Source organism: Cohnella algarum, assembly GCF_016937515.1.
GTDB lineage: Bacteria > Bacillota > Bacilli > Paenibacillales > Paenibacillaceae > Cohnella > Cohnella algarum.
This window is the reverse complement of record NZ_JAFHKM010000002.1, coordinates 1,186,909-1,201,177: the sequence shown is the minus strand read 5'-3', so window position 1 is coordinate 1,201,177 and position 14,269 is coordinate 1,186,909. Positions and strand designations below refer to the sequence as shown.

Sequence of the window (14,269 nt, the reverse complement as noted above, 5' to 3'; positions counted from 1 at the left end):
ATGGCAGTCGCCGTAACGAAAGACAATTTCGAGACGACCGTTTCCGAAGGCGTATCTCTGTTGGACTTCTGGGCGCCCTGGTGCGGCCCTTGCAAAATGCAGCTCCCGATCGTCGAGGAACTGTCCGAAGAATTGAAAGGCCAAGCTACGATCGCGAAAGTGAACGTGGACGAAGAGCCGGAACTGGCTTCGAAGTTCGGCGTCATGAGCATCCCGACGCTGATCCTGTTCAAGGACGGCCAACCGGTCGACAAGCTGGTCGGACTGCAAAGCAAAGACGCGCTCAAAGCGAAAATCCAAGGCCAACTGTAATCCAGAAGGCAAACAAGCGGCCCGGCAGGGAATCTCTGCGCGGGCCGCTTGTTTTTTTGGAGTCGGCGTCCGTCAAATCGTCCAATGCGAATGAACGATCGCGCACAGGCGCCATCCGTCGCCATTTGGAACGAACATGACGATGAGGCTTTTCCAATCCATGCCGGAATTTTGCGCCTCCGCCGACGGGAAGTGATATTCGACGAAAGAGGCATCCGGATAAACCTCCAGGCCGTTAAACGGAGTATTTCCGGTTCCGGTCAGCTTCCCTTCGGAAACGTTCGGCGCTCCGGCGAAATCCTGGTCGTAAACGAACGTTTCGAAGTATTCCCGGAACGTCAGTTCAATCGGTTCGCCCGAACCGTCGTACGATCCCCAGACACGCTTGGACGCATCCCGGAAGGAGGGCAGCTCGTCAGGCATAAAAACGAGATCGCCGTTATTCAAATGGGCATAAGGCGAAAAACGCAAGCCGAGCTCGGGATCGATCCAATCGGCGAGCCGGGACAAGTCCCGGTCCCGCAGAGCTTCCACGACTTCCCCGGCAGCCTCCGTCACGGGAGGTCTTTGCTTTTCGAGGTTTTTGGCGGGGATCGCCGAAGGCGGCGACGATAGCTGCGATTGCGGCGCCGGGGAACCCGTCGAAGGCGCTTCCTTCACCGCCGGCCCGGAATCGTTATCGCTCGCTGCGCCGCAGCCGGCAAACGGAAGCGCAAGAAGAGCCGCAAGCAGCAGCGGGAGCATTCTGCGCATCATCATCATTCCTCCAGTTAAACGTGGTGTTGTACGTTTAGACGCAAAAGCCCGACGGATGTTCCGGTATGTAAGCGAACGAATTCATATTATTTTAAGGTCGCGGTGCTATAATTTGGCATCCTGAAATGGGGCGGGAGGAAAATGTCGTGAGCGGACGCAAACCCGGATTCGGAAAAAAGCTGGCAGACTTGCATCGCTGGAACGGATGGCTGGTGCTCGCGCTTGCCGCAAGCGGGCTTGTTCTTTCTTGGGGCGCCGCGCGCGGATGGCTTGGCGGCGGCAGAACGTGGGTGAAGCAGCTGCATATTTACCTCGGGCTCGTGTCGGGGATTTTGCTCGTCATGTACGCTCCGATGCTGAAGCGCCATTTGAAGCAGCTTAAGGAGAGGCCGAGACAAAAGGGCAATCTGGCGGTCGTCGCCGCGTTGCTCGTCGGCTGGCTGTTGTCCGGCATCGTGCTGTGGCAGCTGAGGCATTTTCCCCCGCAATGGGCGAACGCCGCTCTCGTCGCGCACAACTTGCTGACGTGGGTCGGAATTCCGTACATCCTTTATCATTCCGTCACGAGGCTCCGCTGGATGCGGAAGCCGGAACGCCGCGCGGTCCGGCCGGATGCCGCCGCCGATGGGGAGGGAAGCGAGCTTGGCGCCGGAAGCCGGTTTCCGGCTCCGGGGGCGCCCGCCCGGTGGATGAGCCGCAGGCAGTTTATCCGCTGGTCGGTCGGCATCGCGTTGACCGCGGCGGTCGCGCCGTCCTTTCTGGAATGGCTCGGGAGCGGGGCGGGACTTTCCTCCGCCGGCGGCATCGGGTCGGGGGAAACGGACCCGAACCGGATGCTGCCCGCGCCGCAGCCGCTTCCCGAGTCGCAGCAGGTGATCGGAGGCGGGGCGCAAGGACATTTTCGCGTGTACACCGTGACGCGTCTTCCGACATTCGATTCGGCGGATTGGAGCTTTGCGCTCGACGGTCTGGTGGATCGCCCGCTCTCCTGGAATTGGGAGCAGTTTTTGCAGTTGCAGCGCGAGGTGCGGGTAAGCGATTTTCATTGCGTGACGGGCTGGTCGGTTTATAAAAATACGTGGGAAGGCGTCCCGCTGTCCAAGCTGCTCGAAATGGCGGGCGTCCAGGCGGAAGCCCGTTACGTCAAGTTTTACTCGGGGGACGGGGTGTACACGGACGCGCTTTCCCTGGAGCAGGCGAGAATGGACGACGTTCTCGTCGCCGTGCTGCACGACGGCCAGCCGATTCACCGCGATTACGGGGGGCCGGTCCGGCTCGTCGTACCTCAAATGTATGCCTACAAGTCGGTCAAGTGGCTGAACAGGATCGAACTGATCCGGGAATCGCACATCGGCTACTGGGAGGAACGGGGCTACGACAACGACGCCTGGGTGAGGGCGTGACGGGGGGGCGCCGTACAATCGCCGGAGAACATTAGGCAGATCAACATTTAAGGCGATAAAAGATTGCGCTGCCGCCGGGTTCCCGTCATCCGCCCGTCCCGATTTCGGCCGGGTAACGCCGCTATTGGGGCGGGTTCCCATCCCGCGCCCGAATAGCGGTTGGTTTAGGCCGTTAATCGCCTGCGACGACCGACGGGGACGCGTTCGGAAGCCAGTAACGGTCGTGAAGGCCATTAGGGGTCGGGTTCATGTCATGTAGTGTACCGGGTGCGCTACACGGGCGCCGCAACCGGCGGATTTCCGCCATGTAGTGTACTGGGTGCGCTACATGGGCGCCGCACCCGGCGGATTCCCGCCATGTAGTGTACTGGGTGCGCTACACGGGCGCCGCAACCGGCGGATTCCCGCCATGTAGAGTACTGGGTACACTACATGGGTGCCGCAACCGGCGGATTCCCGTCATGTAGAGTACTGGGTGCGCTACATGGGCACCGCAACCGGCGGATTCCCGTCATGTAGAGTACTGGGTACACTACATGGGTGCCGCAACCAGCGGATTCCCGTCATGTAGAGTACTGGGTACACTACATGGTCGCCGCAACCGGCGGATTCCCGTCATGTAGAGTACTGGGTACACTACATGGTCGCCGCAACCGGCGGATTCCCGTCATGTAGAGTACTGGGTGCGCTACATGGGCGCCGCAACCGGCGGATTCCCGTCATGTAGAGTACTGGGTGCGCTACATGGGTGCCGCAACCGGCGGATCCCCGTCATGTAGTGCAGTGGATACACTACGTGCACAACACAGGGACCGCCGCCGCCGGACACCTTCGCCCTTCGTTGTCCCCGGCCGAATTTAAGCGTCCGGAGCGGCCTCTTCCTGCCGAAACTCCATTACCAGAGCTTCGCCTTCTTTCTGAATGGCCGCGAGCGCTTCCTCGACGGTCGCTTTGCCCGCAAGGACGCTCCCGATCCCGCGCTCGACGAGGAGGTCGAACGGCTCAGCGAATTCGGGCGAGACGACGGGCTCGAAGGTTTCGGGGAGCGCGTTGACGGGCAGCGTCCGGTAAAACACCTCATAATCCGCATCGCCCCGCCAGACCGGATCGTCCTTCAGCGACAGCAGCCCTTCGCCGAGGGCGACGGCCGCGCGGCCCATCCGCTCGGAATGGAAATAATCGATCGCCTCCCATGCCTCGTTCGGCTGCGAGGAGACAACCGGGATCGCGAAGACCGATCCCGTGTTGAACCAGCCCGCCCGCGAAGGATCGGAAACGCGAACCGGGGCCGTCACGGCCCCCCAGCGAAAGCCCGGAGCGGCCGACTTAAGCCGCTGCATCAAATCATCGCCATCCACGGTCATGGCGGCCGCCCCTTGCGAAAATAAATCCATTTCGGCCAACGCCTCCGGCCCGTAATACACGGTGCCGTCCGCTTCTTCGCCCTGTACGTTTTGCGTCCGGAACGTCCCGTCCAGGTACGCAGCGATCACGGCTTCGAAAACGTTCCGCCAGCTTTCCGTATCGATCGTTACCGCGCCGGTTTGAAGGTTGGCGTATTCCAGCCCCTCCGTATAGGAGATTTGCCGGATCAGGTCGAACGGCGAGCGAACCCATCTGACATGGAGCCCGAATTCGTCTTCTCCCAGGCGGTCGTCCCGCATGAATCGGTTCGCCAGACTCAACGTCTCCGGCCAGGTCATCCCGTCTTGCGGATAAGGGATGCCTAGGCGGTCGAACATATCCTTGTTGTAGTATAAGGCCGACGTGCTGAAAAAGGGGCTTAAGCCGAACAGCTTGCCGTCTCCGTTGGTCTTCAAGTAGTCGAGCACGGCGGGATTGAACCGTCCGAGGTCCATTTCGCCGCGAGAGGCGAATTCCTCCAGATCGCGAAGCTCGCCCGCATCGGACAGCTTGCGATAGTCGAAAACGTTAGCCAGCAGCAGATCGGGTTTTTCCGTTTCCAGCCACTCGCCCCAGCGCTCCGCCGTAAACGCGTCGGCGTCGTCCGGCCATTCGATCGCCGTCGTTTCCCAATCGGGAAACGCCGCATCGAAATAGTCCCGGTACTGCCGGTCGAACGCGTAGAGATCGGGAACGCCTATGCGAAGGTTGACGGGTTCGGCGTTCGGAGCCTCTTGCGAACAGCCGGCCAGCAAGGCCAAAGCGACCAACAGGGAAGCGAAACGTTTTTTCACGGAAGCTCCTCCTCCTGCGCGGCAAGCTCCCGCAGCGCTTGTTCGGCTTGCCGATCCAGCTCCTCAAGGAAACGCTCCACAGTCAGCGCGCCCGAGAGCAGCTCGTCCGTCCGGGCTCGTCCCTCCTCGGCGGCAAGCGCATAAAGCGCCTGATAGGCCGGGGAAGTCTGCTGTTCGTGCAGGACGAGCGACAGCGACGGATCGATGGCGGCTTCGTAGAAAAAGGTTTCCCGCGCGCCCGCATCCGTCGATTGCTGCCCGACCGTATACAGGGCGTGCCCCGCCGTTCGGGAGCGCCGCTCGGCCTGCTCCGGGCTCATGATGTACTTGAGCAGCTCCCACGCGGCGTCCGTTTGGGAGGAGCCGGCCGAAATGGCGAGTACATACGGAATTTCCATTGCCTGCCCCTGCGCCCGAGCCGCCTCGTCGAGAGCCGGGGCGGGAAGGATGCCCCAATCCGCGTCGAAGCCGATCGCCTCGCGGCTCTCTTCGATGTTGCGCAAATAGTCGTTCGACTGAAAGGTCATGGCGGACCGGCCGGTCAGAAACGGATCGAGCTTGTACAGCTCTGTCATCGCATAGTTTTTGCCTCTTTCCATGCCGGCCTCGTTCGCGATCCAGCCGTCGCGGTAACCTTGGACGAACGGCGTCCACAGGCTTTCCCAGGCATTGGATCCGAGGGAAGATCGGCTCCCGTCCGCCGTCGTCATCCCCATCCCGAGGCTCAGGGCGATGGACATGACGTTGGACGACAAGCCGGGCCGGTAGCCGAAGCTGAGGCCGTAGACGGGCTGCCCGTCTTTTTCCATGCCGGCAAACTGCGCGGCCAATGCCAGCGTTTCATCCCACGTCAGCGAACCGGAAGGTTCGGGAATGCCGCGAGCGGCGAACAACTCCCGGTTGTAAAACAATCCGGTCGTCGCGAACGTGTCGGCCAGCCCGTACAGCTTGCCCGCCCCCGCCTCGCGCAGCACCTGCGATACGGGCCGATGATAGCCTTGCTCGTCGATTCCGTCCCGCAGCAGCAGCGGATCGAGCTCGGCGAGCAAGCCGGCCGCGGAGAGATCGTCCAGGTAGGCGAGCGGAATCTGGATCAAATCGGGCCTCTCGCGCTCCAGCCATTCCTTGTAGGCGACGATGTCGACCGTTAACGGAGCTTCTTCGGCAAAAGCGAAGCGTACGGCCGGATGGCGGATGATAAAAGGCTTGCCGTATTTCTCCATAAAATCGTCCGAGCCGTACATATAACCGATATTGAACGTCGTCGTTTCCGTCTCGCTGATGACGGGGACGGGTTCGGGTCCGGGCCCGAGCCAGGAGGCGAGAGCCCCCTCGATCTGCGGGCGGAAAACAACGGCGGCCAGCGAAACGGCGAGCAAAGACGCGATGGCCAACGGCAGCTTTCTTCTTCTTTTTCGCTTTTCCTCCAAGGCGATTCTCTCCTTCACTTTGCGAATCGTTCGCACCGAAAAACCGCCCGAGCCGAGCGGCAGTTCGGTCAATCGGCTTTCCCAGTCGCGTTCGGATGGCTTCACGGCAGCTCGCTCCTTTCCGTCCCGGACGACGCCCAGGCTTTGTTCGCCGCCGCCCGCGCGCGGAACAGCCGGGATTTGACGGTTCCTTCGGACACGCCGAGCAGCGTTGCGATTTCTTTCAAGGACAACTGATGATGGGCGAACAGCAGCAGCGACTCCCTCAGCTTCCGCGGCAGCTTCATGACGAGGTCCCAGATTTCCTGGTGCTCTTCTTGGTGCAACCATTCGTTTTCGGCGGACGGGTGAGCGGCTTTTTCTTTATACGAGGGCAAAAACTTCACTCGGCGCACCCAGGACGACCGCAAATAGTCCAGCGCCGTATTCCGCGTAATCGCCAGCAGCCACGGCTTGATCGGCGATTCCCCGCGAAACGTATACAAATTTTGATACACTTTGACGAACACGTCCTGCGCGATATCTTCCGCCGCCTCTTTGCGGCACGTCAGGAAGTAGGCGTAATTCCAGACGTCCTTGCCGTAGGTCATCATGAGCTCGTCCAGCAGGGCGTTGCGATCCAGCCCGCCGGTCATATGCTTTAAATAGTCCAGCTCCACGTTCGTCTCACCCCGACAATCCGACGATTCAAAAAGGAAAAGGTTCCCTAATCCATTAAAAAGGTCGATGAAAGGATTGTACAGCGAGGGAGGGGGCGCCGGGAAAACAAAAAACAGCGGCGCGGGCCGCTGCTTGCTGCTTTTCGTCAATCTTCCAAAATTCCGGCTGGCCGGCCGCACTGGCGGGGGAAGCCGCCTAACGGTCGGTTTCCTTGTCCGAGCCGGGCGCGGGCGCGACCGACTTCGTCCGTTCGATCGTATCGTTGACGAAGGCCATATCCTGGTTTTTCGCGTTCATGTTGGTCGTGCCTTTGTAGTTGCCTTTGCGGCTTTTGTTTTCCATCTCGTACGCTCCCGTCGCTTGTTGGAGTAGGATTCGGATGATGGGTAGCTTGAACTCCGAACTTATTCTAAAGTGTGAGCCGGCAAGACGGTTATTATCCGGAGGCGAACCCGGCGCGCCTAGGCGCCGGAATCGGCCGCTCCCCGAGCGGGAGCGTATGAAATGGCGTTTTTTTTATACATCGGACCTGCGTTTTTTCGATTATCACCTCCCGGCGGCCATGGTATAGTTCCAGATGAACGCAAAATGAAAGCGCATCCCAAGAGGTGAATCGATGAAACCGTCCTCCAAAAAAATGTTTCGGAACGGGCAGCTGTACGCGATGCTCCTGCCCAATCTGGTGCTGTTTGTCGGCCTGACCGTCTATCCGATCGTGTGGTCGCTGCGGTACATGCTGTACGACTACGACGGCATTCACGCGGCGAAATTTACCGGCATGGACAACTTCGTCCGCCTGTTTTCCCGCGACGACGTGTATTGGGACTCTCTGCTCAATACGCTCGTGTATGCGTGCGGGAAGCTCGCCCTCATTATCCCGCTGGCGTTTTTGCTGGCGATGATCCTCAACGTTCCGTTCAAGGGACGAACCGCGATTCAGGTCATCGTCTTCAGCCCGACGATCATGAGCTCGGCCGTCATGGCGCTTATGTTTTATTTGCTGCTCAATGTGTATAACGGCGATTTAAACCGCTTTCTTCTGTACGTCGGCATCATCGACCAGCCGATCAACTGGCTTGGGCCGTCTCTTGCAATGCTTTCCGTCGTTTTGGTGGCGGTATGGGGAGGCGTCGGCAATTACATGGTGTATTTCCTGTCCGGCTTGCAGACGATTCCGAAAGACATTTACGAAAGCGCCGACCTGGAGGGGGCCACGTACTGGCAGCGCCTGTTCAAGATTACGATTCCGATGCTCGGCCCCGTGCTGCGCATCGTGCTGATGCTGGCCATTCTGGCGGCGTTCCAGGATATCCAGAGCATCATGGTCATGACGGAAGGCGGTCCGCTGGGCCAAACGCAGGTCGTGTTCCTGTACCTGTACCAGCTGTTCTTCCCGGTGAGCGCTTCGGCTTCGAACCATCCGGAAATCGGGTACGGCGCGGCGGCAAGCGTGGTGACGGGGCTCATTCTCGGCATCATCACCGCGATTTATTTGCTCGTCTCCAAAAAACTGGACAACATCTTTTAAAGGCGGGAACGACTTATGAAAAAGATTGCGGGACGAACTGTCGGGATCGCGTTTATCGTCGTTATGATCGCATTCACCTTGTACCCGGTCGCGTACACCGTTTTCGGCTCCTTGAAGTCGAATCTGGAGCTGCAGACCGGCGGCGGCTTTTTTCCGACGGAATGGAAATTCTCGAATTACGCCGAAGCGTTCCAAAAGGCGGAGTTTCTGAAATATACGGGGAACAGCGTGCTGCTCAGCGCCATGACGATGCTGCTGTCGCTGGTCACGTCGTCGATGGCCGGATATGTCGTCTCCAGGCACGATTTCGCGGGGAAAAAAGCGCTGATGGCCGCTTATTTGTCGGTGATGTTCGTCGCGCTCGGGCCGATCGTCCTCTATCCGCAGTACATGCTGATGAAGGAGCTCGGCCTGACCGGCAACCTGTTCGGACTGGCCCTCGTGCTGACCGGCGGGCAGGCGAGCAATATATTTCTGATCATGGGCTTCATCAAAAGCGTCCCAAAAGAGCTGGACGAATCCGCGCTGATGGACGGAGCGGGGTACTTCCGGATTTACCGGTCGATCCTGCTGCCGCTCATCCGGCCGATCCTCGGCGTCATCGCCCTGTTCTCGTTCCGTCTCGCCTGGAACGATTACATCACCTCGCTCGTGTTCAGCATTCCGAACCCGGGCATCAAGCCGCTGACGGTCGCGGTCGTCGGCTTGCGCTATTCCGCCAACGCGGCGGCCGAGCTGCACATCATGACGGCGGGCGCCGCCATCGCCATCGTGCCGATTCTGATCGTCTATCTGTTCGCCAACCGGCAGTTCATCAACGGGCTGACCGCCGGAGCGGTCAAGGGCTGACGGAATAACCAAACGGTTCCATGTACGACGCCCCGACGGAATGGTACGATACGTTCTGCGGGGCCGATGCCGTGTCGCCTTTTCCCTTGGCGGGGAGGAGCGCGGCTTTTTGGCCATTTACGTCCGGAAGCGGTGAACGAAAAGGATGCCTATGTTCCATCGTTTTTTCAACCTGCGGCTCAAACATAAAATCGCGGTCCTGTGCGCGGCGCTCGTCATCGTTTCCACCGGGTTTTCCGGTCTGCTGCTGTACCGCAACGCGGCGGACGTCGCGACGGAGACGGAAGCGGACCATTCGTCGGAGATCATTTTGCAGGTCAACAACTACTTGAACGAAAAGCTGAAGGGAATCATCACAAGGGCGCTGAACATGCGGACCGACAGCACGTTCAACGATACGGCCGCCCGGTTTCTGATCGACGACGATCCGCGCCATTACGCGTCCGCGCTCAGCTATTTTTCCGACGTGTTTCTGGAAATGCGGTACTCGGAGCCGTTTATCGCTTCCGTTTTTCTTTATACGCCAAAAGGGAGCTTTTACGACTTGTCGCTGCCCCACGACCCGGGAGTCCGATTTACCGGTACGAAGCTGTTCGAGGCGATCGGACAGAAGCCGAGCGCTTCCGTCTATTGGCTGCCCCGGTCCGAAAGCGAGCTGTACCGGGGCGGGGAGAAGGTCATTTCTCTCGTTTTGCGCTTTTCGATAAGCGGTTACGGCGAGGAGCTGTACATGGTCATTCAGTTGAAGGAGAGCATGATTTTGCAGTATTTGCGGGATTCCCGGCCGAAGGAAGGCAGCACGACGATGCTCGTCGACCGCGAATCCGGCGACATCGTCGTCGGCGATTCGCCTTTGATCGGGCAGCTGCTCGCGGGCTCCGATTTCAAAAGCGGCTTGCTCGGCGGCGAATTCGGGAGAAGCGAGGCGCAATACGGCGACGATTCGTATACGATCAATTACGCGCCGATGAAGGTGGCCCCGTGGACGCTGGTCAACATTCAATCCCAACGGACGCTGCTGGAGAAGCTCCGCGGCATGAAAACGTACTCGGGGCTCATTTTGCTCATCAGCATCACCGCCAGCTTCGGGGTGGCGTTCGCGATGGCGGCGACCATCACCAGACCCCTCCAGGCGCTGGAGAAAACGATGCAGCGGGTCCGCTGGCGCAAGTTCGACGGCCGGTTCGAGTACCCGTACGAGGACGAGGTCGGCAAGCTGGGCCGCACGTTCAATTTTATGAAGGAAGAAATCCACGAGCTCATTCGCCAGCAAAAAGGCTATATCGAGCAGCTGCAAAAGGAGAAGGAGCAAGTCCGGACCGAGCAGCGGCTGAAGCGGGTCGCCGAATTGAAAGCGCTGCAAGCGCAAATGTCGCCCCACTTTTTGTACAACACGCTCGACTCGATCAAATGGAAGGCCGAAATGGAGGGGCAGGCGGACATCGCGAAAATGATCACCGCGCTCGCGTCGTTTTACCGGATCGCGCTCAGCCGCGGCAAAGAGATCATTCCCGTCAAGGAAGAGCTTGCGCATGCGGCGAGCTACCTGGCGATTCAGAGCATGCGTTACCAGGACAAGTTCGAATACGAGTTTTGCGGCGACCCGGAAGCGGAGCGGCGGACCACCGTCAAATTTATTTTGCAGCCGCTCATCGAAAACGCGATTTACCACGGCATCAAGCAGCGCCAGGGCGGGGGCCGAATCCGCATTTGCGCCGAAATGGGCGAAGGAAGCGTCCGGCTGTCGGTCGAAGATAACGGCCCCGGGATGCATCCGGTCAAGCTTCAGCTCATTCGTAAGCGGTTGCAGGCGGTGCGGGACGAGCATGAGGACGGCTACGGGCTCTATAACGTCAACAACCGGATCAAGTTTTACTACGGAGAAGCGTACGGCCTGAAAATCGCGAGCGAGCCGGGAAAAGGAACGGTCGCGACGGCGATCATCCCGTCCGGGGCAAGCGAAGGAGGAGCGGAAAGCGATGTATAAAGTGTTGGTTGCCGACGACGAGGCGTGGATTCGGGAGGGCATCGCGAGCGCGATCCGCGGCGGTTGTCCGCGGTACGATGAAATTTACGAGGCGGCGGACGGCGAGGAGGCGCTGAACGTGGCGCAGACGGCCGCACCGGACTTGATTATTACCGACATCCAGATGCCGAACCGCAGCGGGATCGAGTTGATCGAGCAGGTCAAGGCGGATTATCCCGACGTGGCGGTCATCATCATTAGCGGGTACGACGATTTCGAATACGCGCGAATGGGGCTGAAGCTGGCGGTCAACGATTACTTGCTGAAGCCGGTCGAATCGCGGCAATTGGTCGCAAGGCTCAACCTGCTGGCGGAGGAGCTGGACCGGAAGCAGCTGTTTCGCAAAGACCAGGCGGAGCTGCAAAAGATCGTGGCGGAAAGCTTGCCGCTGTACCGGGAACGCCTGTACCGCAACTTGATCGAAGGCGGAAGAGATCCGGCGGAGCTGGCCGATCGCGCCCGTCAGCTCGGCCTTTCGCTGGACAGCCGGTATTGGGCGGCCGCGGCGGTCCGTTTCGACTGGGCGGATCGCCCTCCGCACGGCGGCCTGCTCACGGACGCGATGGCGGGGGAGATCGTGGCCGGAACCGCAAGCCGGTACGCGCAGGAGCTTCAGGTTCACTATTTTTTCGTCAAGGATTCGGAGCTCGCCCTGCTGATCGGCAGCGACGAACCGACCAAGGAGACGGGGTTCGGGGCGATCGACCGGTATTTGACCCGGCTCGGGCGCGCCCTGCAAAAGAATGTCAACCCGGAGCGCTTGAACATTGCCCTGGGATCGGTTTGCGAGTCCTGCTCCGAGCTGCCGCTTTCCTATCAGCAAGCGCAGGAGGCGATGCTGCTGCGGCTGTCGGTGAAAAACCGGACGGTGCTGAACTTCGAAGAGCTCGGCGCGGCCGCGGTTCCGGAGACGAATGCCGGGGGACGGGCGGACGAGATCGTCCTGCGGGTGAAGCTGCTCGACAAAGGCCGCGCGCGGCCGGCCGTCCGCGACTATATCGAGGAGATTACGTCGGTGGAAAGGACGCATCCCCATTGGGTCAAGCTGTCGATTCTGGAGCTGGCGATCGCGCTGCTCAAGGTAATGGGCGACGCGAAGCTGAGCCTCGATTCGTTTTTGCGGCAAAAGGACGTCGATCCTTACGCGAACGTGTACCGGCTCGATACGACCCGGGAGCTGGAGGACTGGCTTGCGCATTTCGCGGAGCGGTGCATCGCCGAACTGGAGCGAAGCAAGACGCACAAAGGCGCCTCTCACGTCGAGAAGGTCAAGCAATACGTCGAAGCCCATTTTTCCGAAAAGGGGCTCGCCCTCAGCGAAGCGGCGGCCAATCTGTTTTTGAGCCCCAATTATTTGCGGCAGCTGTTCCGGCAGGAAACCGGCGAGTCGTTCGTGGAATACGTAACGAGATTCCGGATGGAGCGGGCGCTGCGCTACTTGCAGGACCCGACGCTTAAAATCCAGGACGTGGCGGAGAAGGTGGGCTTCGAGGAGCAGCGGTATTTTTCGAGCTGTTTCAAAAAGCACTTTCAAATGACGCCGACGGAATACCGGGAGGCGGCGCAGCACGGGCTGGTGTGAAATCCTGCGTTTTCCGAACATCGGTTATGCGTTTTTTGGATTAAGGGGTCCGGCCCTTCTTGCTAAAATGAATGTGCTTTCAAAATGCGACAGCTACTAACGCAACCAAGAAAGGTGAGGGGCACAGATGAAGAAACGGATGGCAGGAATCGCCGCGCTGCTGCTGCTGGCGACGACGGTGACGGCATGCGGGGGAGGCGGAGCGAATTCTTCGGCCAGCGGTGAAAGCGTTTCCGATACCGCCGCGAAAACGAAAATCAAAGTTTGGACGATGAATCGGGCCGATCAGGAGTACATGAAGGAAAAGATCGACGCCTTCAACGCCGAAAACCCGGACAACATCGAAATCGACTACCAGATTTATGCCGAAAACTATACGCAGTCGCTCGATATCGCGTTGGCGACGAACGAAGGTCCCGATGTCTTTTTCGACGGCGCCACCGCTTTCAACGACAATTTGCCGAAGGGCAACCTGGCTCCGTTCAACGATTACTTGACCCTGGAGTTCAAAGAGCGGTTCGGAGAGGGCGCGTTCGTCGAAGGCATCAACGTGGTGGACGGCAGCATTTATTCGCTGCCGGCGATCAGCACGACCCCGCGGTTGTTTTACAATAAGGATATCTTCGAAAAAGCCGGGATCGCGGCGCCGCCGAAAACGCTGGACGAGCTGGTGCAGACCGCGAAGCAAATTACCGACAAGCTGAAGGGCGAGGGCATTTACGGGTTTGCGGCCAATCTGAAAAATCCCGCGCAAGCTTACTCGCGCTCGATCGATTACATCCTGATGAGAAGCGGCGGCGCGGAGGCGGGCTTCGACTTCAAGGCCGGAAAATACGACTTTGGCGGCTACAAGCCGATTCTCGAGGCGTACCGGGAAATTTTCACGTCCGGCGCGGCGTTCCCGGGCTCGGAATCGCTCGACATCGACCCGCTGCGGACGCAGTTCGCGGCCGGCAAGATCGGCATGTACATCTCGTGGAACCACTCCGAGCCGGGCGTGTACATGAACCAGTTTCCGACCGAGCAAAACTGGGACGTGGCGCAGCTGCCGACAATCGACGGCACCGCAAGCGGCTCGCAGCATTTGAATCTGGCGGGACGCTGGTATTTCATGAACGCGCATACGGAGCATCCGGACGAAGCGTGGAAGGTAATGGAGTTTCTGTACAGCGACGAATTGCTGACCGGCTATCACGAAAACGGGCTCGGCCTCGTCATGGTTCCTTCGGTGCTGGAAAAGGCCCAGGCTCCGCAAACGATCCAAAACTGGCCGGAGCTTGCCCTGACCGACAAGGACAAAATTTGGCCGGCGCTGCCGACCGGCGTCACCCCGGAAGGAAACGACATGTACTTCGTCTTCAACGCGATCGTGCTCGGCGCGCTCGACGTCGACAAAGGCATCGCGGACTTGAACGAGCGGTACAACGCCGCTTATGAGAAAGCGGTTGCGGACGGGAAGGCGAAACGGATTCAATACCCGGATTTCGATCCCGCGAACCCGGGCAAGGTGTTTGAATAAGGACCG

12 protein-coding genes are annotated in these 14,269 nt (G+C 59.6%); 7 read left to right on the top strand and 5 right to left on the bottom strand.

Annotation, left to right across the window (positions count from 1 at the left end):
- Entirely contained in the window at positions 1–312 is a 312-nt protein-coding gene (gene trxA / locus JW799_RS05440; RefSeq protein WP_080832648.1) for a thioredoxin, read from the top strand.
- A 72-nt stretch (positions 313–384) separates the two neighbouring features.
- Here trxA and JW799_RS05435 read toward each other — a convergent pair whose 3' ends face one another.
- Positions 385–1,065, bottom strand: coding sequence for a hypothetical protein (locus JW799_RS05435; RefSeq protein ID WP_205428954.1), 681 nt, complete (start codon positions 1,063–1,065; stop codon positions 385–387).
- Between the two features lie 149 nt (positions 1,066–1,214).
- Here JW799_RS05435 and JW799_RS05430 point away from each other — a divergent pair, with 149 nt between their 5' ends.
- The gene (locus tag JW799_RS05430) at positions 1,215–2,471 is read left to right on the top strand and encodes a molybdopterin-dependent oxidoreductase (protein ID WP_338026223.1); all 1,257 of its coding nucleotides are present in this window, start codon (positions 1,215–1,217) and stop codon (positions 2,469–2,471) included.
- 857 nt (positions 2,472–3,328) lie between these two features.
- Here JW799_RS05430 and JW799_RS05425 read toward each other — a convergent pair.
- From JW799_RS05425 to JW799_RS05410, 4 genes are all read right to left on the bottom strand, one after another.
- On the bottom strand, positions 3,329–4,669 hold the full coding sequence (locus JW799_RS05425) for an ABC transporter substrate-binding protein (RefSeq protein WP_080832645.1): 1,341 nt from the start codon (positions 4,667–4,669) through the stop codon (positions 3,329–3,331).
- Positions 4,666–6,204 (bottom strand): extracellular solute-binding protein, encoded by a 1,539-nt coding sequence (locus JW799_RS05420; RefSeq protein ID WP_205428951.1) that lies wholly within the window; start codon positions 6,202–6,204, stop codon positions 4,666–4,668. The genes JW799_RS05425 and JW799_RS05420 overlap by 4 nt, the downstream gene beginning before the upstream one ends.
- A complete protein-coding gene (locus JW799_RS05415) occupies positions 6,201–6,758 on the bottom strand; it encodes a sigma-70 family RNA polymerase sigma factor (RefSeq protein WP_245809632.1) in 558 nt (185 codons plus the stop codon). Before JW799_RS05415 ends, JW799_RS05420 begins: the two co-directional genes overlap by 4 nt.
- 196 nt (positions 6,759–6,954) lie before the next feature.
- Complete coding sequence (locus JW799_RS05410) at positions 6,955–7,101, bottom strand: hypothetical protein (protein ID WP_176220623.1); 147 nt, start codon at positions 7,099–7,101, stop codon at positions 6,955–6,957.
- Positions 7,102–7,375: 274 nt separating this feature from the next.
- Between JW799_RS05410 and JW799_RS05405 the strand changes: the two genes are divergently transcribed.
- From JW799_RS05405 to JW799_RS05385, 5 genes are all read left to right on the top strand, one after another.
- Entirely contained in the window at positions 7,376–8,287 is a 912-nt protein-coding gene (locus JW799_RS05405) for a carbohydrate ABC transporter permease (RefSeq protein ID WP_240353153.1), read from the top strand.
- Positions 8,288–8,302: 15 nt separating this feature from the next.
- Complete coding sequence (locus tag JW799_RS05400) at positions 8,303–9,136, top strand: carbohydrate ABC transporter permease (RefSeq protein WP_080832642.1); 834 nt, start codon at positions 8,303–8,305, stop codon at positions 9,134–9,136.
- 151 nt (positions 9,137–9,287) lie between these two features.
- Complete coding sequence (locus tag JW799_RS05395; protein WP_205428950.1) at positions 9,288–11,123, top strand: sensor histidine kinase; 1,836 nt, start codon at positions 9,288–9,290, stop codon at positions 11,121–11,123.
- Positions 11,116–12,744, top strand: a complete 1,629-nt coding sequence (locus JW799_RS05390) for a response regulator (RefSeq protein WP_205428949.1) — start codon at positions 11,116–11,118, stop codon at positions 12,742–12,744. The genes JW799_RS05395 and JW799_RS05390 overlap by 8 nt, the downstream gene beginning before the upstream one ends.
- A 127-nt stretch (positions 12,745–12,871) precedes the next feature.
- Entirely contained in the window at positions 12,872–14,263 is a 1,392-nt protein-coding gene (locus tag JW799_RS05385) for an ABC transporter substrate-binding protein (protein ID WP_205428948.1), read from the top strand.
- The last annotated feature ends 6 nt before the right edge of the window (positions 14,264–14,269 follow it).